Origin of the sequence: Dactylosporangium aurantiacum (genome assembly GCF_000716715.1) — a bacterium.
GTDB lineage: Bacteria > Actinomycetota > Actinomycetes > Mycobacteriales > Micromonosporaceae > Dactylosporangium > Dactylosporangium aurantiacum.
Genome location: NZ_JNYJ01000062.1, coordinates 1 through 23660, shown reverse-complemented (window position 1 = coordinate 23660; position 23660 = coordinate 1). Strand labels below are relative to the sequence as shown.

Sequence of the window (23660 nt, the reverse complement as noted above, 5' to 3'; positions counted from 1 at the left end):
TGCGGCCGTGCGCGGACCGCTAGACAACGGGTGTGGACCGTGACAGCCGCCTTCCCTCGCTCACCGGACTGCGCTGGGCGGCGGCGCTCATCGTGTTCGGCCAACACCTGCTGGAGCAGTACTACAACCCGCAGCTCGTCGCGGCGAAACCCGTCCGCTCGGCCCTCTGGGCGCTGCTGGCGCACGGCGGCGGCCTCGGCGTGTCGTTCTTCTTCGTCCTGTCGGGCTTCGTGCTCACCTGGTCGGCCCGGCCCGGCGAACGCACCGGCTCCTTCTACTGGCGCCGCTTCACCAAGGTGTACCCGGCCACGCTCGTCACCACCCTCGCCGCGGCGGCCCTCATCGGCGGCGCCGGGCCGCTGCAACTGGCCACTCACCTGACCCTCACGCAGAGCTGGCTGCCCCGGCCCGACGTGTACACCGCGCTCAACCTGGTCAGCTGGTCGCTGTCCTGCGAGGTGTTCTTCTACCTGTGCTTCCCGCTGCTCCTGGCCGGCATGCGCCGCCTCGGCCCGGCCGGGCTGTGGGCGATCGTGGTCATGATGGTCGAGTTCGTGGCGCTGCTCGCCGTGAACCTCGTGCCCACCCCGCACACCACCGCCGCCTGGGTCGGCTACGTCCTGCCCCCGGTCCGCATGGCCGAGTTCACCCTCGGCATCGCCGTCGCCCTGCTGGTGCGCCGCGGCGCGTGGCGCGGCCCCGGCCTGCGCTGGTCCCTGGCGCTGCTGCCGCCGGCATCCTTCGCGGGGCTGTTCACGCCGTACCCGGTCAACGAGCACGCCGTCACGCTCGTGCCGACCACGCTCATCATCGCCGCCGCCGCCCAGGCCGACCTGCGCGGCACCGGCACCCTGTGGTCCCGCCCGCTGGCCGTGTACCTGGGCAAGCTGTCCTTCGCCTTCTACCTGGTGCACTTCCTGGTCATCGCCGCCTTCGACCGGTACGGCCTGCTACCGCACCAGGCCGGCATCCTGCCGGCCCTCGTGGCGACGGTGTCGGTGTTCTGGTTCAGCGTGCTCGCCGCGATGGCCGTCTACCACGGCATCGAACTCCCGGCGCTGCGCCTGCTGCGCCGCGACCGGCCACCGCAGCCGGCCGTGCCGGCGGGCCGGCACCGGATGGCCCTGACCGCCGCCCCGGCGCTGCGGTTCGCCGGCCGGGTCCGGGTGCCCAGCGAGTCGTCGGTGTTCGACCTGCCGACGGTGCTGCTGCCCCACGTCGCCGGCTTCGCACCGGCCCACGCCGCCACGGTGCCCGCACAGACCCGCGGCGTCGTGCGTGACACCGGCTCGCGCGACGGCGCCGGGCCGCTGCACGGTGCGGAATTGCTCGACCGCGCCGGGCCGCTCGACGGCGCCGGACTGCTCGACGGCGCGGGATCGCTCGACGGGGCGGGATTGCTCGACGGTGCCGGGCCGCTGGACGGCGCCGGATTGCTTGAGGAGGCCAGATTGTTCGAAGACGCTGGATCGCCTGGCGGCGCCCGGTCGTTCGATGACGCCGGACCGCTGGATGGCGCCGGTTCTTTCGATGACGCCGGGTCGATCGGTGGCGCAGGGTCGATCGGTGGCGCCGGGTCGATCGGTGGCTTCGGTTCGCCACTGCCGGTGCCCGCCTTCTGCCATGCGGCCGCGGCGCTGGCCGATCCGCTGGCCGATCCGCTGGCCGATCCGCTGGCCGATCCGCTGGCCGATCCGCTGGCCGATCCGCTGGCCGAGCCGGCACCGGGTCCTTCCACGCCCGCGTACGAACCCGCCGGATCAGCCGATCCGGTGCCCATGCCGGTCGTCCCCGCGCCACGGCACGCCGCTGGCGCCGCGGCTCATGGCACGCCGGAGCCGGCGTACACACCCGACGAGCCGCTGCCCGTGGTGCCCGCGCCCCGTCACGCCGCGCCCGCCGCCGCGCACGCGGTTTCCGAGCCGGTGGCGGACGATGCGCCGATCCCCGTGGTGCCCGCGCCCCGTCACGCGGCGCCCGCGGCGGCGCACGCGGTTCCCGAGCCGGTGGCCCAGGTGGCCGACGAGGTCACGCACCTGGTCCCCGCGCCCCGGCACGTCCTGGCGCAGTCCGTGGCTGAGCCGGTGGTCCAGCCGGTCGACGAGGTCACGCACCTGGTCCCGGTACCTCGGCATGCCGCGGCGCATGTCGTGGCCGAGCCGGTGGCTCAGGTGGCCGAGGAGCCTGCGAACCTGGTCCCCGCGCCCCGGCATGCCGCGGCGCGCGTCGTGGCCGAGCTGGTGGTCCAGCCGGTCGACGAGGTCACGCACCTGGTCCCGGCACCTCGGCATGCCGCGGCGCGCGTCGTGGCCGAGCCGGTGGTCCAGCCGGTCGACGAGGTCACGCACCCGGTCCCCGCGCCCCGGCATGCCGCGGCGTACGCCGTGCCCGGGCCGGTCCCAACGGCCGCAGAGCCCGCATCCATCCTGCCCGCGCCCCGCCATGCCGCGGCGGCGCGCGCCACGCCCGGGTCGGTGGACGACGCACTTCCGGTGGCGGGCACCGCTGCCGGGCCGGTCGGCGCGCCGCCGGTGCCGGCCGGTTTCGTGCCGCGCCACGCCGCCCCGCGCCACGCCGCGCCGGCCGACCGGGACGCGCCGGCTGACCGGGACGCGGCACCGGCCGACGCGCTCGCCACGGGGAGGCCCGTCCATGACGCCGCGGCGCACCAGCCGGCGACCCCGCGGCACAAGCGCTGGTCGGCGCCCGGCAGCGCACCGTACGCGCCGTAGCGGCTACGGTTCCGGGACGGGGCCGGGCGGAGGGCGCAGCGCCCGCAGGCCGGCGAGCGTGCACGCGGCGGTGGCGCAGGCGGCGGCGACCGCCACCAGCAGGCCGCCGCCCGCGCCGCGGCTGTCGACCGCCAGGCCGGCGACCGTCGCCGCCAGGGCCGAGCCGGCGGCGCTGGCCGAGCCGAGCCAGGCGAACGCCTCCGTCAGCACGCCCCGGGTGACGACCGCGTCGGCGAGGACGGCGCCGAGGACCAGCACGACCGGCACGGCGAGGGCGGTCAGCAGGACGCCGGCCGTGACGGCGGGCAGGTGCGCGGCGGCCAGCAGCGGCAGGCTGCCCACGCCGAGCAGCGCCCCGGCGGCGGCGAGCTGCCGGCGCGGGTGCGGGCGCCAGGGGCGCAGGCCGTACAGCACGACGGCGAGCAGGCCGGTGCCGTTGGAGGCGGCGAACAGCACCGCGGCGAGCCCGGGACGGTCACGCTCGACGGCGAGCGCGGTCACGGCGATCGACATGGTGCCGAAGAAGCCGCCGATCGTGGCGTTGACGCCGATGAGGAGCAGGAACCCGGGGCGCAGCAGCGCGCGGCGGTGGTGCGGGCGGCGCGCGTCCCTGGGCACGACCGGCGGGGTGGTGCGCCGCTGCAGGGCGAGGACCCCGCCGCCGGCGACGACGAGGGCGGCCGCGGCGAGGGTACCGACGACCGGCCGGCCCGCCGCCGCGATGGTGCTCACCAGGGCGGGTCCGATGAGGTAGGCGACGCTGTTGCTGAGCGACTCGAGGGCGTAGGCGGCCGGCAGCGACGAGCGCCGCGGCCCGTCCAGCAGCGCCGACCAGCGGGCCTGGGCGACCGCGCTGAGCTGCGGCAGGGTGGCGCCGACCAGCGCGCCGGCGGCGGCCAGCAGCCAGCCCGGCGCGTGGCCGGCGGCGCTCAGCACGAGGGTGGCCACGGCGGCGGCGTGCGCGAGCACGGCGGGCGGCAGGACGCGGCGCTGGCCGTACCGGTCGATGAGCCGCCCTGCCTGCGGGCCGGCCAGGGCGTCGGCGACGGCGAACGCCCCGGTGACGAGCCCGGCGGTGGCGTAGGAGCCGGTCGCGTCGCGGACCAGCCAGACGATGCTGAGGCTGGTCATCGCGATGCCGACCCGGCCGGCGGCGGTCGGCGCGAAGAACGCCGCCGCGCCGGGCGTGCGCAGCAGCGTGCGGTAGGTGGTCGCGGTGGTCACCGGTACGCCTGCCAGCCGAGGTGCACGGCGAGGCCGAGGCCCAGGGCGGCGATGACGCCGCGCAGCGCGGCCGGCGGGCTGCGGCGGATGACGGCGGGGCCGAGCCGGCCGCCGATGAACAGGCCGGCGCCCAGCGGCAGCACGGCCAGCCAGTGCACCGGCCCGAACAGCGCGAACGCGCACGCGGCGACCGCGTTGGCGACGCCGAGCAGCACGTTCTTCGCGGCGCTGCCCTGGGCGAACGTGTCCGGGGTCATCGCCAGCAGCAGCGCGAGCAGGACGATCCCGGCCGCGGCGCCGAAGTAGCCGCCGTACACGCCGACGAGCGCGACCCCGCCGGCGAGGAGCCACCCGTGGTGGCGGTGCCGTTCGGCGTCGGCGGGGCGCCGCGGCAGCAGGATCGCCAGGGACGCGCCGGCGATCAGCCACGGCACCACGACCTCGAACGTCTCGGCCGGCGCGAGCAGCAGCAGCGCGCTGCCGGTGGCGCCGCCGGCGACCGCGGCGAGCGCCAGCCACCGCAGCCGCGCGCCCTGCCCGGCCAGCTCCGGCCGGGACCCGGCGACCGAGCCGGCGCTGCTGAACACCAGCGACACGCTGTTGGTGACGTTCGCGGTGACCGGCGGCAGGCCCAGCGCCAGCAGCACCGGGTAGCTGATCAGCGACGCCAGCCCGGCGACGCTGCCGACCAGCCCGGCGCCGACGCCGGCAAGGGGCAGCACCACGTACATCCACCACGCCACGTCGCCGAGTCTCCTTGCGGCCGCAGGGCACTCCGGCGGCAGGCCCGCCGGGGCACGGATACGTCACACCTGCCGCCAGGCGCCCGGCGGGTGGGCGGGCACGGCGAGGTCGGCGACGACCCCGAAGTGGTCGCTGGGCCACACCCCGCCCACCGGCGCGTCGAACGCGAGCGCGCAGCCGGCGACGTCGAGGGTCGGGCCGTGCACCCCGCAGCGCACCATGACGTAGTCGATGCGCCGGCCCAGCTCCAGCGCCATCTCCCCGGCCGGCACGAGCGGGTTCGCCGGGGTGAACGTGTGGCCCGGCTCGCCCGGGTGCGCGGCCGCCCACGCGTCGCGGTACGCGACGCTCGTGCCGTCCAGGGACTGCAGCCCGGTCCAGAACCGGACGCTCGCCGAGTCCGGCGGGTCGTCGAAGTCGCCGGCGAGCACGACGTGCAGGTCACGGCCGCCGAGCAGCGCCTCGACGAAGCGGGCGCAGCGCACCGCCTGCAGCTCGCGTTCGTGTGCGGCGCCGATCTCGTACGTGGGCTTGTGGTGCACGAACAGCAGCGGCCCGACCGGGGGTGGCGCGGCGACCTCGGCGGCGACGGCCGCCGCCCAGGGCAGCGTGACCCGGTCCGTGACGTGCAGGTCGACCTCGCGGACGGTGCCGAGCGGCCAGCGGCTGGCCAGGACCGCGCCGACGCCGTCCGCGGAGCGGCCGGAGTGCCGGGCGATGTGGTACCCGTCGCCGAGCAGGTCCGCCGCCTGGTCGTAGCCGTTGCCCCAGACGGTTTCCTGCAGGGCGACGAGGTCGGGGCGCAGCCGGGCGAGCCCGTCGCGCAGCAGCGGCCGGCGGCGCGGCCAGTCGGCGTGGTCCGGGGACAACAGGTTGACCGTCATGACGCGCAGGTGCCCGCGCCGTGCAGCATCGTCCATGCCCAGCCCATTGCTCCGGCGGCGCGGCCGGTAAACGTCCGGGAAGCTCAGGCCCAGCCGTTGCGGGCGGCGTGCCAGCCGAGCTGGATGCGGGTCCCCGCGCCGGCCCGGTGCGTCAGCGCGTGGATGCGGCGCTGGACGGTGCGCAGCGACGGGTCGAGCTGCCCGGCGATAGCCTGGCCGGTGAGGCCGGCGAGCAGCAGCGCGCCGATGCGCGTGCCGAGCGGCTCCAGGCCGGTGCCGCCCTCCCGCAACCGCGACCCCGTCCGTCCACAGTGGATACGCAGGCCCACAGCGTCTCGAACAGGCGATGAGCGCGTCGAGCCGGGGAGTTGCCGAGGCTCATGCTGACCACCCTGGCGTGCTGCGCGACCGCCCACTGCATGCCGGCGGTTCGCTCCCGGCGGCCCCGGCGAACCGCCCCGTCACATTGCTCCGCCTGCCGGTCCGGGGCGCCGGTGTCGCTCGACATGCTTCGGACGATTCCAGGACCGGCGGTGCCCGGCTCGTCCATCGGACGGGCCGGGCACCGGGGTGGTCGGCGTCAGCGCCACGCCTGGTGGGTGGTCACGCCGCCGGGGTTGCAGTCGTACTGGACGAGCTTGGCGAGGGCGAGGATGCTGCCGTCGCGGACCGTCAGGCACTTCCAGCTGTTGCGGTTGACGAAGTGGTAGTAGCCGGGGACCGACAGGATCTCGGCCTTGAACCACCACTGGTTGGTGTCGCCGTGGCAGGTGTACTGCTGGACGGCGGCATTGTTGGACTTGCTGCGGTCGCGGACGTCGAGGCACTTGCCGCTGTTGTAGTTGCGGATCAGGTAGAAGCCCTCGTCGCCGACGGGTTCGAGGTCGAACAGCTGCGCGGTGGAGCCGTTGCACGGCGACTGTTGCAGCTGCAGCTTGTTGCTGGTGCCCCAGTTCGGCACGTCCATGCACTGGCCGCTGTGCGCGACGTCCCAGGAGCTCCACACCGGGGGCTCGTCGGCGTGCGCGGCGGCGACCGGGACGACGGCCAGCCCGGCGCCGAGCAGCAGCGCGACCATGGCCCGGCGAACGAATGCGATCAACGTGAAAACCACCTTCGAGTGACAGCGCCGCCGATCTGGCGGTGCGCACCGAGGACCGTGCGGGCCGCCGCTGGAACGGCGCTGAAGCGGCGCTGAAACGCCGCGGTGCCGCCGCCCGACGGGGACAGCCAGCCAGACGGCGGCGCCGGTGAAAACAGTCGGAGGTCCGACGCAGCGGTCCCGCCCGGGCCCCGGGTCTGGATACCGTGCAGCGGGTGCGGGTGAGGATGCTCGGGCCGGTCGACGTGGCCGACGGCGACGCGGTCCGGCCGGTGTCGGGGCTGCGGCGCAAGGCGGTCCTCGCGGTCCTCGGGCTGTCCGCCGGCCGGGTCGTGAGCGTCGAGCACCTCATCGACGTCGTCTGGTCGGGCCGGCCGCCGGCGACCGCGGCGAACACCCTGCAGAGCCACGTGTCGCACCTGCGGGGCGTCCTGGGCCGGCGGGACGCGATCGTCGCGCGGCCGCCCGGGTACCTCCTGGACACCGCCGACACCGACGTCCAGCTCGCCGAACGGCTGATCCGCGACGCCCGCGGAGCCGGGGGCGGGCCCAAACGGGCCGCCGAGGCGCTGCGGGCCGCCCTCGCGCTGTGGCGGGGTCAGCCGCTCGCCGACGTGGTCGAGCTGCCCTGGCTGGAGCGGCAGGCGGAGCGGCTCAGCATGCTGCGGGCCGAGGCGGCGCACGCCCTCGTCGAGGCGCGGCTCGCGCTCGGCGAGCACGCCGACCTCGTCGCCGAGCTGGAGGAGCAGGTGCGGCGGGAGCCGTTCGACGAGCAGGCGCACGCGCAGCACATGCTCGCCCTGTACCGCAGCGGCCGGCAGGCGGACGCCCTCGAGGTGTACCGGCGGCTGCGGCAGCGGCTGGACGAGGAGCTCGGCATCGAGCCCGGCCCGGCCGTGCGGGACCTGCACGCCCGGATCCTGCGGCAGGAGCCGGCGTTGGCGCCACCGCCGGCGGCGGTCGAGGTGCGGGCGCCGGTGCCCCGGGAGCTGCCGCCGGCCGTGCACGCCTTCACCGGGCGGTCGGCGGAGCTGGCCGCGCTCGGTGACGTGCTGACCCCGCGGGACGCACCGGCCACGCTGCCCGTCGCCGTGCTGTGCGGCACCGGCGGGGTCGGCAAGACGACCCTGGCGCTGCGGTGGGCGCACCAGGCGGCGGCGCTGTTCCCCGACGGGCAGCTGCACGTCGACCTGCGCGGCGCGCACCCCGACGAGCCCCTCGCGCCCGAGGCGGCGCTCGGCGCGATGCTCGGCTCGCTCGGGGTCGGCCCCGCCGACCTGCCCGCGGATCTGCCCGGCCGGACCACCCGGTGGCGCAGCCTGACCGCCGGCCGGCGCATCCTCGTCGTGCTCGACAACGCGCTCAGCGCCGCCCAGGTGCGCCCGCTGCTGCCCGGCGCCGCCACCTGCGCCGTCCTGGTGACCAGCCGCGACGCCCTGGCCGGCCTGGTCGCCCGCGACGGCGCGCAGCGGGTCCGGCTGGGCGTGCTGCCGCCCGACGACGCGGTCACGCTGCTGCGCCGGCTCGCGGGGGAGCGGGCCGGCGCGGAGCCGGACGCCGCGGCCGCCCTCGCCGAGCAGTGCGCCCGGCTGCCGCTGGCCATCCGGATCGCCGCGGAGCTGGCCGCCGGGCGGCCCGGCACGTCCCTGGCCGAGCTGTCCGCCGAGCTCGCCGGCGAACGCGGCCGCCTGGACCTGCTCGACACCGGCGAGGACGACAGCGCGCTGCGGGCCGTGTTCTCCTGGTCGCAGCGGCACCTGCCGGCCGCCGCGGCCCGGCTGTTCTGCCTGCTCGGCCTGCACCCGGGCCGGGAGATCGGCGCCGGGGCGGCCGAGGCCCTGGCCGGCGCCGGGGGCGCCGTGCGGCTGATGGAGACCCTGGAGCGGGCGCACCTCGTCGACCGCGTCGCCGCCGGTCGCTGGACGATGCACGACCTGCTGCGCGACTACGCCCGGGAGCGCGCCGCCGCGTGCCTGGACCCGGCGGCGCGCGACGCGGCGCTCGCCGCCGTGTACACCCACTACCTGACGCGGACCGTCGCGGCGTCGAAGGCCGTGTTCGACCCCGGCCCCACCGACCCGGCGGCCGCCGCGCCGGCCCGGGCGTGGCTGGACGAGGAGCGGCCCAACCTCGTCGCCGCGGTCCTCGCCGCCACCGGCGCCACGGTGGGCCCCGCCGTCGCGCTCGGCCGGGCCGCGCAGCGGTTCCTGCGGGTCGGGTACCACGTCGCGGACAGCCTCGCCGTCAACCGGCACCTGCTCGACCTCGCCACCGCCCGGGACGACCTCGCCGCGCAGGCCACCGCGCTGTTCGAGCTCGGCACCGCCCGGGGCCGCGACGAGCGCTACCAGGAGTCGATCACCGACCTGCAGCGGGCGATGCGGCTGTACGAGCGGCTCGGCGACCCCGTCGGCGCGGCGAAGGCGCTCGGCTGCATCGGCTCCAACGAGTTCCAGCTCGGCCGGTACGACGCCGCGCTCAGCCACAAACGCGAGGCGCTGCGCGCGTTCCGGGCCGCCGGGCACCGCCTCGGCGAGGCCCGCGAGCTGAGCAACATCGGCCGCATCCACTGGCTGCGCGGCCGGCCCAGGCTCGCCCTGCGCTGTTACGAGCTGGCCGGCGGCATCTACGCCGACCTCGGCGACCGGGTCGGCCAGGGCCGCAACCTGCTCGACCTCGCCGAGGTGCACCAGCGGCACCGCCGGCACGAGCAGGCCCGCGACTGCCACGAGCGGGCCCGGCGGATCCTGCACGACGTCGGCGACGTCACCGCCGAGGCGGTCGCGATCGCCGGGCTCGGCCGCACCGACGCCGAGTGCGGCCTGGACCGCGCCGCGGTCGCCCAGCTGCGGCGGGCGCTGCGGATGTTCGAGGGGGTCGCCGACCGGCTCGGCGAGGCCGAGGCCCGCATCGCGCTCGGCGACGCGCACCTGCTCGCCGGCCGAGCCGCCGACGCGCTGCACGAGCACCGGCGGGCCCTGGCCATCGCCGCCGAGATCGGCGAGCGGCGCCTGGAAGCCGAGGCGCTCAACGGCGTCGGCCGGGCGCTGCGCGGCGACCGGCCGGCCGAGGCCGCCGCCGCGCACCGGCGGGCCCTGCTCGTCGCCCGCGAGCTCGGCGAGCCGGACCGCGCCGCGCAGGCCCTCGACGGGCTCGGCGCCGCGCACGCCGCGCTCGGCGACGCGGTCAGCGCCGCCCGGTGCCGGCGGGAGGCCCTGGACGGGTTCCGCGCCCTGGGCCTGCCCGCCGTCGAGCAGCGGCCGGCGCCCGCGTTCGCCGGCGCGGCCCGCGCGTCCTGAGCCCACCGCCGTCCGGGCCGTTTGGACGTGAACGGTCGGTGACGGGGGCCGCATACCTTGCGTCGTAGGACGTCCACGGGATGTTCACGCCGCCGCCGTCGCGCATGACACTGGTGATCGTCGATATTGTCGGCGCGGTGCCGGTACCGGTGCCGCATCGGACGTCTGATCGGAGCGGCAATGACCCGACCGTCTCGTTTGCTCGCCGCGCTGCTGGCCGGTGTGCTGGCCGCGCTCGTGCTCGGCGCCCCGTCGCCGGCGACCCCGCCCGGGATCCCCTCGAAGTCGACGGCGCAGAGCTGGCTCACCGCGCTCACCGTGGCCGCCGAGGGCTCGACCAGCGGGTACTCCCGCGACCTGTTCCCGCACTGGATCACCATCAGCGGCACCTGCAACACCCGCGAGACCGTCCTCAAGCGCGACGGCTCGTCGGTGGTCACCGACTCCTCGTGCGCGGCCACCTCGGGGCGCTGGTACTCCCCGTACGACGGCGCCACCTGGACCGCGGCCTCCGACGTCGACATCGACCACGTGGTGCCGCTGGCCGAGGCGTGGCGCTCCGGGGCCAGCTCGTGGACGACCGCGAAGCGGCAGAGCTTCGCCAACGACCTGACCCGCCCGCAGCTGATCGCCGTCACCGACAACGTCAACCAGGCCAAGGGCGACCAGGACCCGTCGACGTGGCAGCCGTCGCTGTCGTCGTACCGGTGCACGTACGCCAAGATGTGGATCGCCGTCAAGTACTACTGGGCGCTGAAGCTGCAGTCGGCGGAGAAGTCCGCGCTGCAGACGATGCTCAACACCTGCGCGTCCTGACCGTACGCCCCCGAACGACCCGGCCGCCGACCCGGGCGCAGGCCGTTCGGGGGCGTACGACACACTGTGGCATGCAACTCCAGCACGGTCTGCTCGCGATCGCCGCCGTCCTCACCATCGTCGCGGTCGCCAAGGTGGCGCCGCGGGTCGGCGTCGCCGTGCCCATCGCGCTGGTCGTCGTCGGCGTCGGGGCCAGCTATGTGCCGTTCGTGCCGAACCTGAACGTCGACCCGCACCTGATCCTCACCGTCGTGCTGCCGCCGATCCTGTACTCGGCGGCGGTCAACGTGCACGCCACCGACTTCCGCCGCAACGTGAAGGCGATCGGCGGCCTGTCGGTGCTGCTCGTGGTCATCTCGGCGCTGGCCGTCGGGTTCCTGCTGCACTGGCTCATCCCGGACCTCGGGCTGGCCGCGGCGATCGCGCTCGGCGCGGTGGTGAGCCCGCCGGACGCGGTCGCCGCGATCTCCATCGGCAAGCGGCTCGGGCTGCCGCCGCGGCTGGTGATCGTGCTGGAGGGCGAGGGGCTCATCAACGACGCCACCGCCCTGGTCATGCTGCGCTCGGCGATCGCCGCGACGGCCGGCGTGGTGTCGCTGTGGGACGTGGTCGGCGACTTCGCGTTCGCGGTCGTCGCTGGCCTGATCATCGGCCTGGCCGCCGGGCTGCTCACGGTGTGGGTCCGGGCGAAGCTCGACGAGCCGGTGCTGACCACGGCGATCTCGTTCGTGGCGCCGTTCCTGGCGTTCGTGCCGGCGGAGGAGATGCACGCCTCCGGCGTCCTCGCCGTCGTCGTGGCCGGGCTGGTCACGGGGCACCAGAGCGCGCGGCACTTCACCGCGCAGGACCGCATCAGCGAGCGCACCAACTGGCGCACCATCCAGCTGCTGCTGGACAACGGCGTGTTCCTGCTCATGGGGTACCAGATCGTCACGGTCGTCGGCGACGTGCACCACGGCGAGGACGACGTCGGCGGCACCCTGCTCATCGGGCTGGCGGTGACCGCCGCACTGGTGCTGCTGCGGGTGCTCTTCGTCGTGCCGCTCATCGCTCTGGTACGCCGTGACCAGCGCCGCGCCCTGGAGCGCCGGGACCGCCTGCAGGGCATCCTCGCCCGGCTGGCCGAGCGGCAGCACGAGTCACCGAAGTCGGCGGCACGGGCGAGCTGGCTGGCCTCCCTGGTGCGCCGGCGGCAGGCCGACGACGCGTACCTGACCACGGAGGGTCTCGGCTGGCGCGGCGGCGCGGCCCTGGCCTGGGCCGGGATGCGCGGCGTGGTCACGCTGGCCGCGGCCCAGTCGCTGCCGCAGAGCGTGCCGCACCGCGCCCAGCTGATCCTCATCGCGTTCACCGTGGCCATCGTCACGCTGCTCGGGCAGGGCGCGACGCTGCCGGTGCTGATCCGCCGGCTGCGCATCGCCGGCACCGACGCCGAGACCGACCGGCGCGAGCTGGCCCGGCTGATCGGCGAGATCACCGCCGAGGGCGAGGACCTGCTGGACAACCCGGACCTGCGGCAGACCAACGGGCTGCCGTTCGACCCGGAGGTCCTCGACGCCGCCCGCCGGGAGAACGCCGCGCTCGGCGAGGCCCTCACGCAGCCGCACGACCCCACCGAGTCGAGCAGCGGACACCAGCGGCGGGAGCTGCACCGGCTGCTGCTCGAGTCGGCGCAGGCCGCGCTGCTGGACGCGCGGGAGTCCGGCACGTACTCCTCGCGCGCGCTCGGCCACGTGCAGCACCTGCTCGACAACGAGGTCTCCAGCCTCGACCCCGTCGAGGTGCACTGAGGGCGGTCAGTGCGGTCAGGGCGGCGCGGGGTGCGGCTGCAGCAGCACCCACACCCGTTTGCCGCCCTGCCGGTCCTCCACGCCCCAGCGCTGCGACAGGGCCTCGATGATGTACAGGCCGCGACCGCCGTCCCCGTCGGGGTCCGGCCGGGGGCGCGGCACGACCGGCGACCCGTCGGCCACGCTGACCGTGACGTGCGCCGCCTGCGCGTGCAGCCGCAGCACCAGCCGGCCGCCGCCGTGCCGGACCGCGTTGCTGACCAGCTCGGTGACCACCAGGCACGCCGTGTCCAGCCACGGCTGGTCGGTGAAGCCCCAGGCGGGCAGCGTGGCGGCCAGCACCGCACGGGCGACTGCGGGCGCGGTGTCGGCGAGCGGCAGATCGACGTGGGTGGTCAACTCGTGCATCGCCGGATCCACTTCGTCACAGTCCGGCGTTCGCCGCTGACGGCTGCTCCTTACCCACACACCTCCGGACAGGAACTTTCCGGGCGGCAAAGACCTCGTCGCGCCGCAGCCGGCCGCCTTCCGCCGGCCGCTGCCGGACATCCCCGGCAGCGGCCGGCACATCGCACGGTCAGCCGGCCGGTGGCGGGGTGTGCTTCCATTGCGCGGAGCCCGCGTCCCATTCGGTGTAGGTGTACGGGTTGTCGAGCACCTTCGTGGCGGGGATGTCGGGGTTCATGCCCTTGCGCCACGCGTCCTCGCCCATCGTGGCGATCAGGTGCTCGACGGTGCGCTCGACGTCGGCGCGGGCCTTGCCGAGGTCGGCGCCGACGAGCCGGTGGTCGCGCTTGACGATGCGGCCGTTCACCAGCACGGTGTGCACGTCGCCGCGCTGCGCCTGGAAGGCGACGTGGCCGTACGGGTTGAGGATCGGGAACATCACCGGCGAGGCGTCGTTCTTCAGCAGCACCACGTCGGCCCTGCGGCCGGGCTGGAGGCTGCCGACGACGCCGTCCAGGCCGAGGGCCCGGCTGCCGCCGCGGGTCGCCCAGTCGACCACCTGCTCCGCGCGCAGGTGCACGTGGGTGACGGTCTCGGCGCGCTCGTGCGCCTGCAGGTGCTCGCGGGAGCGGTCGGCGCCGAGGGTGGCGCGCATCGCGGAGAACAGGTCGCCGCTCCACCAGACGCTGGTGTCCATCGACAGCGACACCGGGATGCCGTGGTCGCGCAGCTGCCAGGTGGGCGGGTAGCCCTGCCCGGCGCTCTGCTCGCTCTCCGTCGACACCGACACCGAGCCCCCGGTCGCGGCGATGCGGTGGTACGAGTCGTGCGTCAGCGTCGCGGCGTGCACGTAGATCGTCGACGGGGTCATGAACCCGTGCTCGTGCATGAGGCGGATGCCGTCGTCGTTGGTGGCGCCCCACACGCCGGCGTGCGTGGTGACGGGCACGCCCAGGTCGCGGGCGACCTCGAACGCGGCGCGCTCCGGGAACGCGGGGTCGCCGGTGACGTCGAAGGCCATCTGGAAGCCCAGCAGGTCACTGCCGGTGATGCGGCGGCGCACGAAGTCGCGGAACCCGGGGCTGGTCGCCCACTCCCACGGGCCCTGCTGGATGTTGCCGTACGCGAGGACGAACCGGCCCGGGACCGACTCGAGGGCGTCGACGGCGGCGTCGGCGTGCTGCGGGGTCTGCAGGCCGTGCGACCAGTCGACGGTGGTGGTGACGCCGGCGTCGAGCGCCTCCAGCGCGCCGAGCACGTTGCCGGCGTAGATGTCCTCGGGGCGGAAGTGCCGGCCGGACTCCAGGTAGTACCAGACGAAGTACTGGGTGAGGGTCCAGTCGGCGCCGTAGCCGCGCATGGCGGTCTGCCACAGGTGCCGGTGGGTGTCGATCATGCCGGGCATGACGATGCCGCCCGCGGCGTCGATCTCGACGGTGCCCGGCGGGGCGGTGAGGCCGACGCCGATCTCGGCGATGCGCTCGTCGACGATCAGCACGTCGGCGCCCGGCAGCACCGTGTGCGCGTCGTCCATCGTGAGTACCAGTCCGTTGCGCAACACCACTGGGTCCATCGCAACTCCCTCCGGACAAAGGTCCGTGTAGCGGTCGGCGAAAGTGTGTGCCGCATCACGGGACCTGTCAACCATCACCGTCGAGGTCGTCGAGGTTGACAGCCCACGGCCGCAAGGCGAAGACTGTTTCGGCGGACATGTGTCCGCTGGACGGACGGGGGTGGCGGATGGCGGCGACGGAACGCGGCGGAGGGCCGCTGAGCGGGCTGCTGGTCGCGGACTTCTCCCGGATCCTCGCCGGGCCGTACGCCACGATGCTCCTCGCGGACCTCGGCGCCGACGTCATCAAGGTCGAGGGCCCGGCCGGCGACGACACCCGCACCTGGATGCCGCCGACCCGCGACGGCGTCTCCACGTACTACCTGGGCATCAACCGCAACAAGCGCTCGGTCGCGCTCGACCTGCGCGACGCCGGGGACCTGGAGGCGGCACAGACCCTCGCCGCCCGGGCCGACGTCATGATCGAGAACTTCCGCCCCGGCGGCCTGCGCCGCTTCGGCCTCGACTACACCTCGGTCGCGGCCGCCAACCCAGCCGTCGTCTACGCCTCGATCAGCGGCTTCGGCGCCGGCGCCGGGGCGGACCTGCCCGGCTACGACCTGATGGTGCAGGCGATCTCCGGGCTGATGAGCCTCACCGGCGACCCGGACGGCCCGCCGTTCCGGGCCGGCATCTCGGTGTTCGACGTGATGGCCGGCATGCACGCGAGCATCGGCATCCTGGCCGCGCTGCACCACCGCACCGCGACCGGCGCCGGCCAGCACGTCGAGGTCAACCTGCTGTCCTCCGCCCTGTCCGGGCTGGTCAACCACAGCAGCGGCTATGTCGCCGGCGGGACCGTGCCGTTCCGCATGGGCAACGCGCATCCGAGCCTGTTCCCGTACGAGCCGCTGCCCACCGCCGACGGCGAGCTCATCGTCATCGCCGGCAACGACGGGCAGTTCCGCAAGCTGTGCGCGGTCCTGGGCTGCGAGGAGCTGCTCGACGACCCGCGCTTCCAGCGCAACCAGGACCGCACCGCGCACCGGGAGGCGCTGCGCCCGCTGCTGGTGGACCGGTTGCGGGCCAAGGGCAAGGACGAGTGGTTCGCCGAGCTGCTCGCCGCCGGCGTGCCGTGCGCGCCGATCAACACCATCGACGGCGGCGTCGCGATGGCCGAGTCGCTCGGCCTCGACCCCGTCGTGCGGGCCGGCACCGTGCCCGGCATCCGCAACCCGATCACGTTCTCGGCGACCCCGCCGCGGTACGAGCTGCCGCCGCCCGGGCTGGACGAGCACGGCGAGGAGATCCGGCAATGGCTGAAGAGCTGAGCTTCCCCACCTCCATCGGCACGTCCGACGCCGAGCGCATCACGCTGCTCGGCCAGGACCTCGCCGCCGACCTCATGGGCCGGGTCGGCTTCGGCGAGCTGGCCTACTGGCTCGTCGCCGGCCGCCGCCCGACGCCGGGGGAGACCAGGGTGTTCGAGGCGGTCCTCGTCGCCCTCGCCGACCACGGCTTCACGCCGACCGCGATCGCGGCCCGGCTCACCTACGCCAGCGCGCCCGAGGCGCTGCAGGGTGCCCTCGCCGCCGGGCTGCTCGGCGGCGGCTCCCGCTTCCTCGGGGTCACCGAGGACTGCGGCGTCTTCCTGCACGAGGTCCTCGCCGACCTGCCCGAGCTGCCCGCCGACGACGCCGGCTGGGACGCGGTCGCCGCCGGGGCGATCACCGCCCGCCGCGCCGCCGGCCGGTTGCTGCCCGGTCTCGGCCACCCCGTGCACAAGGTCCAGGACCCGCGCACCCCGGTGCTGCTGCGCATCGCCGGGGAGGAGGGCCTGCGCGGGCCGCACCTGCGGCTGTTCGAGGCGATCGGCCGGGCCCATCCGGCGATCCTGGGCCGTACGCTGCCGCTCAACGGTGCCGGGGTCTGCGGCGCCGCCCTGGCCGACCTGGGCCTGCCGGTGCAGCTGCTGCGCGGCTTCGCTCTGCTGGCCCGCGCCGCCGGCCTGCTGGGCCACCTCGCCGAGGAGCGCCGCACCGGCCTCGGCCTGGAGATCTACCGCACCGTGGACCGCAACGCCCGCTACGTCACCCCCACCGAGTGAAAGGACCCGCGTCATGGCCCAGGTCGTCGCGGTCATCGCCTCGACGCATCACCCGTTCTACTACAAGGCCAGCACCGCCACCGGAGAGGACCGCCCGCCGTTCGCCGACGAGTGGGTGCGCAAGGTCACCGCGTTCCGCGAGACGCTGACCCGGGCCGCTCCGGACGTGCTCGTCATGGTCGGCTCCGACCACTTCCACCAGCTGTGGCTGGACAACATGCCGCAGTTCCTGGTCGGCAAGGCGCCCTTCTACGACGCCAACTGGTACAACGAGGAGCGCGAGTTCGGGCTGCCGCGCATGACGCTGCGCGGCCAGGAGGACCTGTCGGCGCACGTGCTGCGCGAGGGCCTCGACGCCGGCTTCGACCTGGCCTTCAGCAACGAGCTGCGGATCGACCACAGCATCACCTGCCCGATCATCACGCTGCGGCCCGAGGCGGACCTGCCGATCGTGCCGATCTACACCAACATCTTCGCCCCGCCGCTGCCGCAGCCGAAACGCTTCGTGCAGCTGGGCCGCACCATCCGGCAGCTGGTCGAGTCGTGGCCGAGCGACCTGCGCGTCGCCGTCGTCGGCACCGGGCACCTGTCGCTGGAGCTGGGCGGGCCCCGCCAGTTCGGCCCGCACGGCCCCGACCCCGAGTTCGACCGCCGCGCCGTGCAGTGGATCGCCGACGGCGACCTCGACGGCTGCCTCGCCGAGGTGACGCTGGACAGCCTGCACGCGCCGGGCAACGCCACCCACGGGTTCATGGACTTCATGCTCATGATGGGCGTCGCCGGGGACGGCAGGAAGGCCGACTACGTCGACACCTACGACCTGTTCCACACGATGGAGGCCTACTTCACCTGGTACCCGCAGGGAGCGCCGGCATGAGCAAGTACCTGCTGGACAAATTCTTGTACACCGTGGACCGCGACCCGGAGCTGGTCGAACGCTACCGCGAAGACCCGGCCGGCACCGTGCGGTGGTGGGAGGAGCACGTCGCCAACGCGCTGCTCAACTGCCACAGCGGCGAGACGGGCACCTGGCAGCGCTTCACCGACGAGGAGCGGGCCGCCCTCGCCGGGCACGACCACGTCGCGCTGTTCGCCCTCGGCGCGCACCCGTTCCTCGCGCTGACGCTGTTCATCGCGATGTTCGAGCGCGACCACGACGAGCCGCTCGCGTACCAGAAGCAGTACGGTGCCCGGCTCGCCCACTTCGACCTGCCGTACCCGGACATCGCGACCTGATGCGCGCCGCCACGATCATCGCGTGCGGGCAGCCGCCGGTCGTCGTGGAGCGACCGGCGCCGCCGCCCGGGGACGGCGCCGTCACCGTCACCGTGACGGTGACCGCCGCGCCCATCACCCCGCTGGACGTGCTGTGCGCGTCCGGCACGTCGTACTTCGGCGCGCCGGCCGTGCCGTACGTCCCCGGCGTGCAGGGCGTCGGCACGCTGCCCGACGGCACCGCCGTGTGGTTCCCCACCGACGCCGGGATGCGCCCCGGCGACGGCAGCATGGCCGAGCGGGTCACCGTGCCCGCGTCGACCGTGGTCCGGCTGCCGGCCGGCGCCGACCACCGGCTCGTCGCGGCCCTCGGGCTGTCGGCGGTCGCCGCCTGGCAGGCCCTGACCTGGCGCGGCGAGCTGCGGCCGGGGGAGCAGGTGCTCGTCCTCGGCGGCGGCGGGGTCGTCGGTCAGGCGGCGATCCAGCTGGCCCGCATCGCCGGCGCCCGCCGGGTCGTCGCCGCCTGCCGGTCCGGGGCGGCCCGGGACCGCGCCGCCGCGCTCGGCGCCGACGCCGTCGTCGCGCTGCACGACACCGACGACGTCCCGGCGCTCGCCCGGCGGCTGCAGGAGGCCACCGACGGACCGGTCGACCTGGTGCTCGACCCGCTGTTCGGGGTCCCGGCCGCGGCCGCGCTGCGCACGCTGCGCCGCGGCGGCCGCCTGGTCAACCTGGGCAGCGCCGCCGGGGAGGTCGCGCCGCTGGACTCCGCGACGCTGCGCAGCGGCTCGCTGCGGGTGCTCGGCTACACCAACACCGAGCTGAGCGCCGAGGAGAAGGCCGCCACGATGCGGTACCTGGCCGGCCACGCGATCGCCGGCCGGCTCGTCGTCGACCACGAGCCGGTGCCGTTGGACGGCGTCGGCGCCGCCTGGGCGGCCCAGGCGGCCGGGACGGCGGCCCGGCGCCTGGTGGTAGTCCCATAACCGTTCGCCGCGCGGGCTAGGCTCGCTGGGCGGACAACCACGACAGTTGAGGCGGCGATGGCACAGCGCGGAGAAGGACCGGACTTCATCGAGGCCCTGGCCCGCGGGCTGGACGTGATCCGGGCGTTCCATGCCGACCGCCCGCGCATGACCCTCGCCGAGGTCGCCGCGGCCACCGGCCTGGCCCGCCCCACCGCGCGGAGGATCCTGCTCACCCTGGAGGAGCTCGGTTACGTGCGCACCGCGGCCGGCGGGCACGAGCTGACCCCGCGGGTGCTGGAGCTGGGCATGGCCTATGTCGGTGCGCTGTCGCTGTGGGACATGGCCCGCCCGCACATGGAGCAGCTCGTCGCCGCGACCGGCGAGTCGTCGTCGATCACCCAGCTGGACGGCTCGGACGTGGTCTACCTGGCGCGGGTGGCGGTGCCGAAGATCATCGCGCTGCGGGTGCAGATCGGCACCCGGTTCCCCGCCGCCGTCACCTCCCAGGGCAAGGTCCTGCTCGCCGCGCTGCCGCCGGACGAGCTCGACGCGGTCCTCGCCACGCCCAGCCGCTCGGGCATCGAGCCGTGGGTGCGGCACAGCCGGGCCACGATCGACGCGATGCTGCGGGAGGTCAACGCGCGCGGCTGGGCGCTCGCCGACAACGAGCTGGCGCCCGGCATCCGGTCCGTCGCGGTGCCGATCCGCGACGGCCGCGGCGAGGTCCGTGCCGCGATGAACGTCACCGTCAACTCGGCGGAGACCAGCACGAAGACGCTGCTGGACCGGCACCTGCCGCACCTGCAGCGGGCCGCGGGCGCGATCAGCTCCGACTGGGCGCTGTGGCAGTCCCGCCCCCAGGCCGACGCCCCGGCCGCCGCCCGCCGCTGACCCAGGGTCCGGGTCCCCGGGCCCGGCCGTCGCGCCGGCGTCAGCGCACGACGGCGACCCGGCGCAGGCAGGCGACGAAGCCCTGGTCCATGCTGACCAGCTCCCAGCCGCGGGTCTCCAGCAGCTCGACCGCCGACAGCACCTCGTCGAACATCGTGTTCTCCCCGGCGGCCCGGTTGAACGCCGCCCCCACCATCGTCGAGACCGACATCGCCGGGCCGAGCACGATGTAGCGGAACGGGTAGCCGTCGAGGTTGACCCGGCCGCTCAGGATGTCGTTGGCGCGGAACACCCGTGAGGGGCGTGGCGGCGGTGGATGCACGGCAGCATCATCACACGGCCGGCCGCGCGGTGCCGGCCGGCCGTGCGGGCCCGCGGTCAGTACGTCCAGGACTGGTTCGCGGCGCCGGTGCAGGTCCAGATCTGCAGCCGGGTGCCGTTGGCCGAGCTGGGGCCGGTCGCGTCGAGGCACTTGCCGGAGCCGGCGTTGACCAGGGTCGTGCCGGTGCGGGTCCAGCGCTGCGCGGCGGAGCCGTTGCAGTCGTAGAGCTGCACCTTGGTGCCGTTGGCGGTGCCGGCGCCGGTCACGTCCATGCACTTGCCGAGCGCCCGCAGGGTGCCGTCCGTGGCGCGGGTCCAGGACTGCGCGGCGGTGCCGTTGCAGTCGTACAGCTGGATCGCCGTGCCGTTGGCGGTGCTGGCGGCGGCCACGTCGACGCACTTGCCGCCGTAGCCGTAGATCGGCCCGGTGGTGCCGGCCGGCGGGGTGGTGGGCGGTGTCGTGGTGCCGCCGACCCAGGCGCTGGCCGCGGCCGCGCCGACCGCGTCGATGGTCGAGTTGTTCTCCACCGGGCTCGGCACGCTGCTGGGGAAGACGATGAACGTGACCGGGCCGGCGGTGCCGCCGCTGGCCGGGTTCGGGTCGATGCCGAGCGCGACGGCCAGGGCGTAGGAGCCCTCGCCGATGATGTTGCTCGGGCCCTCGTCGGCGAAGACCGCGTAGGCCACCCGGCCGTTGTAGACCACGGCCGCGACGCTGCCCGCGCGGATGCCGTTCGCCGAGTACGAGAACCGGCTGCTGGGCAGCGGGATCACGTAGTAGCGGGTCACGTCGGAGGTGAAGTAGGCGCCGGTCGACGTGGTGAACGACGTCTGCGCCTGGTACCACGGGTCCGTCGAGGCGTTGCAGCGGGAGGTGCTGATGCCGTCGCAGTCGATGTCCATGTCGGCGGTCCAGAAGTACGCGGAGCCGCTCTTGCAGATCGCGACGGTCTCGGCGCCGCCGTCGTCGGTGGCGTACCGGCCGTTGGAGACCTGACCGCAGGTCTGGGTCTTGGCGAGCAGCTGGCTCGCGGTGGGTCCGGCGGCGAGCGCCGCGGACGAGGTGGTCAACGCGTAGGCGGCGGTCGCGACCAGGGAGAGGGCGACCGACGCGAGCGCCAGGACAGGTCTGCGCATGAGGGCTCCAGACGTCGTCGGGCGGTGGGGGTACCGGATAGGAAACCTGACTAACAGATATCTGTCAATACGGCACGCCCCGGGTGATCGTGCGGATGAACGCCGGCGCTGACGATCGCGGTGTTCGCGGTCCTCGGCCTGGCGGTGCGGGCGGTGGAGCGGCTGTGAACGCCGAGAACCTCGTCGGTCTCGTCCTCGCCGTCGCGTTGACCGGCTTCCTGGTCGCGGCCCTGCTCTTCCCGGAGCGGTTCTGATGAGCCCGGCGGTCGCCGGGGTGCTGTTCGTCGCCTCGCTGGTCGCGGCCCTGGCACTGGTGCACCGGCCGTTCGGCGACCACCTGTACCGCACGGTCACCTCGGCCCGGCACGCCAGGGTGGAGCGGTGGCTGTACCGCGCGGTCGGGGTGAATCCGGACGGTGAGCAGTCCTGGGGTGTCTACGCGCGCAGCGTCCTGGCGTTCTCCGCGGTCTCGGTGCTGTTCCTGTACGCCTTCCAGCGTGTCCAGCAGCATCTGTGGCTGTCGCTCGGCTTCGAGCCGGTCGCACCCGACCAGGCGTGGAACACGGCCGTCAGCTTCGTGACGAACACCAACTGGCAGTCCTATTCGGGCGAGTCCACGATGGGCCACCTGGTGCAGATGGCCGGTCTGGCGGTGCAGAACTTCGCTTCCGCCGCAGTCGGCATCGCCGTCGCAGTGGCGCTGGTACGAGGGTTCGCCCGCTCCAGAACCGACCAGCTGGGCAATTTCTGGGTGGACCTGGTGCGCATCTGCGTGCGGGTCCTGCTGCCGGTCGCGGTGCTCGCCGCGCTGCTGCTCATCGCCGGTGGTGTCGTGCAGAACCTCAGCGCCGGCACCGACGTCACCACGCTGACCGGCGCCGGCCAGACGATCACCGGCGGCCCGGTCGCCGGTCAGGAGGCGATCAAGGAGCTGGGCACCAACGGTGGTGGGTTCTCCAACGCCAACAGCGCCCACCCGTTCGAGAACCCGACCGGCTGGACCAACTGGATCGAGGTGTTCCTGATCCTGCTCATCCCGTTCAGCCTGCCCCGCATGTTCGGCCGGATGGTCGGCGACAAACGGCAGGGCCTCGCCATCACCGCGGTCATGGCGATCCTCGCCATCGGCAGCGTGGCGGCGATCAACGCGCTGCAGCTCGCGCACGGCGGGACCGTGCCCACCGCGGCCGGCGCGGCGACCGAGGGCACCGAGACCCGCTTCGGGGTGTCCCAGTCGGCGACCTTCGCCGCGGTCACCACGCTCACGTCGACGGGTGCGGTGAACTCGTTCCACGACTCGTACACGTCGCTCGGCGGCATGGTGACGATGCTCGACATGATGCTCGGCGAGGTCGCGCCGGGCGGGGTCGGGTCCGGCCTGTACGGCATGCTCATCCTCGCCGTCGTGACGGTGTTCGTGGCCGGCTTGATGGTCGGGCGGACCCCCGAGTACCTGGGCAAGAAGATCGGCGCCCGCGAGATCAAGTTCGCGTCGCTGTACCTGCTCGTCACCCCGGCCCTGGTCCTCGTCGGCACCGCGGTCGCGATGGGCTCGGCGACCGCCCGCGCGTCGATGGCCAACCCGGGCGCGCACGGCCTGTCCGAGGTGCTGTACGCGTTCACGTCGGCGGCGAACAACAACGGCTCCGCGTTCGCCGGGCTCGGCGCGAACACCACGTTCTTCAACACGGCCCTAGGGCTGTGCATGGTGCTCGGCCGGTTCCTGCCGATCGTCCTCGTCCTCGGCCTGGCCGGGTCCCTCGCCCGGCAGACCCCGGTAGCGGCCACGTCCGGCACGTTACGCACGTACCAACCCCTGTTCATCGGCATGGTCGTCGCGGTCACGCTCATCGTGGTCGCCCTCACCTACCTACCGGCCCTTGCCCTCGGCCCCCTCGCGGAGGGCGTCCGATGAGCGCGGCGCACGGCACGGCCGCCGCACCGCCCCGCCGCGTCGCCGGCGGCCTGCTCGACGTGCGGCAGCTGCGGGCCGCGGTCCCCGACGCCCTGCGCAAGCTCAACCCGGCCACGCTGTGGCGCAACCCCGTCATGTTCATCGTGGAGACCGGCTCGGTCTTCACCACCGTCCTCGCCGTACTGCACCCGAGCGTCTTCGGCTGGGCGATCACCGCCTGGCTGTGGCTCACCGTGCTGTTCGCCAACCTCGCCGAGGCGGTCGCGGAGGGCCGCGGCAAGGCCCAGGCCGCGACGCTGCGCCGGGCCCGGACCGACACGACGGCCCGGCGCCTGACCGGACCCGACCGGGTCGAGGAGCAGGTGCCGGCGGCCGGGTTGCGCCCCGGTGACCTCGTGGTGGTCGAGGCGGGTCAGGTCATCCCCGGCGACGGTGACGTCATCGAGGGCATCGCCTCGGTCGACGAGTCCGCGATCACCGGCGAGTCCGCACCCGTGATCCGCGAGTCCGGCGGCG

At 74.7% G+C, this 23660-nt stretch carries 22 protein-coding genes; 13 read left to right on the top strand and 9 right to left on the bottom strand.

The genetic code is table 11. The features are described from left to right. The first annotated feature begins 32 nt into the window (after positions 1–32). Positions 33–2732 (top strand): acyltransferase family protein, encoded by a 2700-nt coding sequence (locus OP18_RS62200; RefSeq protein ID WP_052388302.1) that lies wholly within the window; start codon positions 33–35, stop codon positions 2730–2732. Positions 2733–2735: 3 nt separating this feature from the next. Here the strand turns inward: OP18_RS62200 and OP18_RS45005 are convergent, their stop codons facing one another. The 5 genes from OP18_RS45005 to OP18_RS44985 all read right to left on the bottom strand — a co-directional run bounded on the left by OP18_RS45005 (position 2736) and on the right by OP18_RS44985 (position 6686). Beyond that, a complete protein-coding gene (locus OP18_RS45005; protein ID WP_033365659.1) occupies positions 2736–3956 on the bottom strand; it encodes an MFS transporter in 1221 nt (406 codons plus the stop codon). Further along, entirely contained in the window at positions 3953–4699 is a 747-nt protein-coding gene (locus OP18_RS45000) for a sulfite exporter TauE/SafE family protein (protein ID WP_033365658.1), read from the bottom strand. Before OP18_RS45000 ends, OP18_RS45005 begins: the two co-directional genes overlap by 4 nt. A gap of 63 nt (positions 4700–4762) precedes the next feature. Then, a complete protein-coding gene (locus OP18_RS54010; RefSeq protein ID WP_081971666.1) occupies positions 4763–5620 on the bottom strand; it encodes an endonuclease/exonuclease/phosphatase family protein in 858 nt (285 codons plus the stop codon). Between the two features lie 47 nt (positions 5621–5667). Next, positions 5668–5874 carry a helix-turn-helix domain-containing protein gene (locus OP18_RS44990; protein ID WP_033365655.1) on the bottom strand — a complete coding sequence of 69 codons (207 nt, stop codon included), beginning with the start codon at positions 5872–5874 and terminating at the stop codon, positions 5668–5670. A gap of 290 nt (positions 5875–6164) precedes the next feature. Beyond that, positions 6165–6686: an RICIN domain-containing protein gene (locus tag OP18_RS44985; RefSeq protein ID WP_156090233.1), complete on the bottom strand. Its 522-nt coding sequence runs from the start codon at positions 6684–6686 to the stop codon at positions 6165–6167. Between the two features lie 215 nt (positions 6687–6901). On the opposite strand from OP18_RS44985, the gene OP18_RS44980 reads away from it, so the two are divergent. The 3 genes from OP18_RS44980 to OP18_RS44970 all read left to right on the top strand — a co-directional run bounded on the left by OP18_RS44980 (position 6902) and on the right by OP18_RS44970 (position 12591). Next, a complete protein-coding gene (locus tag OP18_RS44980; RefSeq protein WP_156090232.1) occupies positions 6902–9985 on the top strand; it encodes an AfsR/SARP family transcriptional regulator in 3084 nt (1027 codons plus the stop codon). A 180-nt stretch (positions 9986–10165) separates the two neighbouring features. After that, on the top strand, positions 10166–10801 hold the full coding sequence (locus OP18_RS44975; protein ID WP_033365653.1) for an HNH endonuclease family protein: 636 nt from the start codon (positions 10166–10168) through the stop codon (positions 10799–10801). Positions 10802–10872: 71 nt separating this feature from the next. Beyond that, the gene (locus OP18_RS44970; protein WP_033365651.1) at positions 10873–12591 is read left to right on the top strand and encodes a cation:proton antiporter; all 1719 of its coding nucleotides are present in this window, start codon (positions 10873–10875) and stop codon (positions 12589–12591) included. A 15-nt stretch (positions 12592–12606) separates the two neighbouring features. Here OP18_RS44970 and OP18_RS44965 read toward each other — a convergent pair whose 3' ends face one another. Then, complete coding sequence (locus OP18_RS44965; protein WP_033365694.1) at positions 12607–12999, bottom strand: ATP-binding protein; 393 nt, start codon at positions 12997–12999, stop codon at positions 12607–12609. A 169-nt stretch (positions 13000–13168) separates the two neighbouring features. Next, positions 13169–14611, bottom strand: a complete 1443-nt coding sequence (locus OP18_RS44960) for an amidohydrolase family protein (RefSeq protein ID WP_033365649.1) — start codon at positions 14609–14611, stop codon at positions 13169–13171. A 167-nt stretch (positions 14612–14778) separates the two neighbouring features. Here OP18_RS44960 and OP18_RS61450 point away from each other — a divergent pair, with 167 nt between their 5' ends. Genes OP18_RS61450 through OP18_RS44930 form a run of 6 tightly spaced genes read left to right on the top strand, consistent with a single transcriptional unit; the run spans position 14779 to position 19771 of the window. Next, positions 14779–15921, top strand: coding sequence for a CaiB/BaiF CoA transferase family protein (locus OP18_RS61450; protein WP_033365648.1), 1143 nt, complete (start codon positions 14779–14781; stop codon positions 15919–15921). Next, the gene (locus tag OP18_RS44950) at positions 15906–16697 is read left to right on the top strand and encodes a citryl-CoA lyase (protein ID WP_033365647.1); all 792 of its coding nucleotides are present in this window, start codon (positions 15906–15908) and stop codon (positions 16695–16697) included. Before OP18_RS61450 ends, OP18_RS44950 begins: the two co-directional genes overlap by 16 nt. A 13-nt stretch (positions 16698–16710) precedes the next feature. Continuing rightward, positions 16711–17574 carry a DODA-type extradiol aromatic ring-opening family dioxygenase gene (locus tag OP18_RS44945; protein WP_033365644.1) on the top strand — a complete coding sequence of 288 codons (864 nt, stop codon included), beginning with the start codon at positions 16711–16713 and terminating at the stop codon, positions 17572–17574. Beyond that, a complete protein-coding gene (locus tag OP18_RS44940; protein WP_033365642.1) occupies positions 17571–17933 on the top strand; it encodes a hypothetical protein in 363 nt (120 codons plus the stop codon). Before OP18_RS44945 ends, OP18_RS44940 begins: the two co-directional genes overlap by 4 nt. Then, positions 17933–18898, top strand: coding sequence for a quinone oxidoreductase family protein (locus tag OP18_RS44935; protein WP_052388299.1), 966 nt, complete (start codon positions 17933–17935; stop codon positions 18896–18898). The genes OP18_RS44940 and OP18_RS44935 overlap by 1 nt, the downstream gene beginning before the upstream one ends. 57 nt (positions 18899–18955) lie before the next feature. Beyond that, the gene (locus tag OP18_RS44930) at positions 18956–19771 is read left to right on the top strand and encodes an IclR family transcriptional regulator domain-containing protein (protein ID WP_033365640.1); all 816 of its coding nucleotides are present in this window, start codon (positions 18956–18958) and stop codon (positions 19769–19771) included. Positions 19772–19811: 40 nt separating this feature from the next. Here the strand turns inward: OP18_RS44930 and OP18_RS44925 are convergent, their stop codons facing one another. Next, a complete protein-coding gene (locus OP18_RS44925; RefSeq protein ID WP_156090231.1) occupies positions 19812–20093 on the bottom strand; it encodes a hypothetical protein in 282 nt (93 codons plus the stop codon). Positions 20094–20149: 56 nt separating this feature from the next. Then, complete coding sequence (locus OP18_RS61445; RefSeq protein ID WP_081971663.1) at positions 20150–21229, bottom strand: glycoside hydrolase family 75 protein; 1080 nt, start codon at positions 21227–21229, stop codon at positions 20150–20152. Positions 21230–21393: 164 nt separating this feature from the next. Between OP18_RS61445 and kdpF the strand changes: the two genes are divergently transcribed. From kdpF to OP18_RS44910, 3 genes are all read left to right on the top strand, one after another. Next, entirely contained in the window at positions 21394–21483 is a 90-nt protein-coding gene (gene kdpF, locus OP18_RS61440) for a K(+)-transporting ATPase subunit F (RefSeq protein ID WP_063745760.1), read from the top strand. Further along, entirely contained in the window at positions 21483–23144 is a 1662-nt protein-coding gene (gene kdpA / locus OP18_RS44915; RefSeq protein WP_033365637.1) for a potassium-transporting ATPase subunit KdpA, read from the top strand. The genes kdpF and kdpA overlap by 1 nt, the downstream gene beginning before the upstream one ends. Further along, the coding region (locus tag OP18_RS44910; RefSeq protein WP_033365635.1) for a P-type ATPase actuator domain-containing protein at positions 23141–23660 on the top strand (520 nt) is incomplete at its 3' end. The genes kdpA and OP18_RS44910, both read left to right, overlap by 4 nt.

Excerpts from the sequence above, each read along its gene's own strand:
- OP18_RS61450 (WP_033365648.1), top strand. The coding sequence starts at position 14,779 with ATGGCGGCGACGGAACGCGGCGGAGGGCCGCTGAGCGGGCTGCTGGTC.
- OP18_RS54010 (WP_081971666.1), bottom strand. The coding sequence starts at position 5,620 with ATGGACGATGCTGCACGGCGCGGGCACCTGCGCGTCATGACGGTCAAC.
- kdpA (WP_033365637.1), top strand. The coding sequence starts at position 21,483 with ATGAGCCCGGCGGTCGCCGGGGTGCTGTTCGTCGCCTCGCTGGTCGCG.
- OP18_RS44945 (WP_033365644.1), top strand. The coding sequence starts at position 16,711 with ATGGCCCAGGTCGTCGCGGTCATCGCCTCGACGCATCACCCGTTCTAC.
- OP18_RS44930 (WP_033365640.1), top strand. The coding sequence starts at position 18,956 with ATGGCACAGCGCGGAGAAGGACCGGACTTCATCGAGGCCCTGGCCCGC.
- OP18_RS44965 (WP_033365694.1), bottom strand. The coding sequence starts at position 12,999 with ATGCACGAGTTGACCACCCACGTCGATCTGCCGCTCGCCGACACCGCG.
- OP18_RS61445 (WP_081971663.1), bottom strand. The coding sequence starts at position 21,229 with ATGCGCAGACCTGTCCTGGCGCTCGCGTCGGTCGCCCTCTCCCTGGTC.
- OP18_RS44950 (WP_033365647.1), top strand. The coding sequence starts at position 15,906 with ATGGCTGAAGAGCTGAGCTTCCCCACCTCCATCGGCACGTCCGACGCC.
- OP18_RS44940 (WP_033365642.1), top strand. The coding sequence starts at position 17,571 with ATGAGCAAGTACCTGCTGGACAAATTCTTGTACACCGTGGACCGCGAC.
- OP18_RS44975 (WP_033365653.1), top strand. The coding sequence starts at position 10,166 with ATGACCCGACCGTCTCGTTTGCTCGCCGCGCTGCTGGCCGGTGTGCTG.
- OP18_RS44935 (WP_052388299.1), top strand. The coding sequence starts at position 17,933 with ATGCGCGCCGCCACGATCATCGCGTGCGGGCAGCCGCCGGTCGTCGTG.
- OP18_RS44970 (WP_033365651.1), top strand. The coding sequence starts at position 10,873 with ATGCAACTCCAGCACGGTCTGCTCGCGATCGCCGCCGTCCTCACCATC.
- OP18_RS44960 (WP_033365649.1), bottom strand. The coding sequence starts at position 14,611 with ATGGACCCAGTGGTGTTGCGCAACGGACTGGTACTCACGATGGACGAC.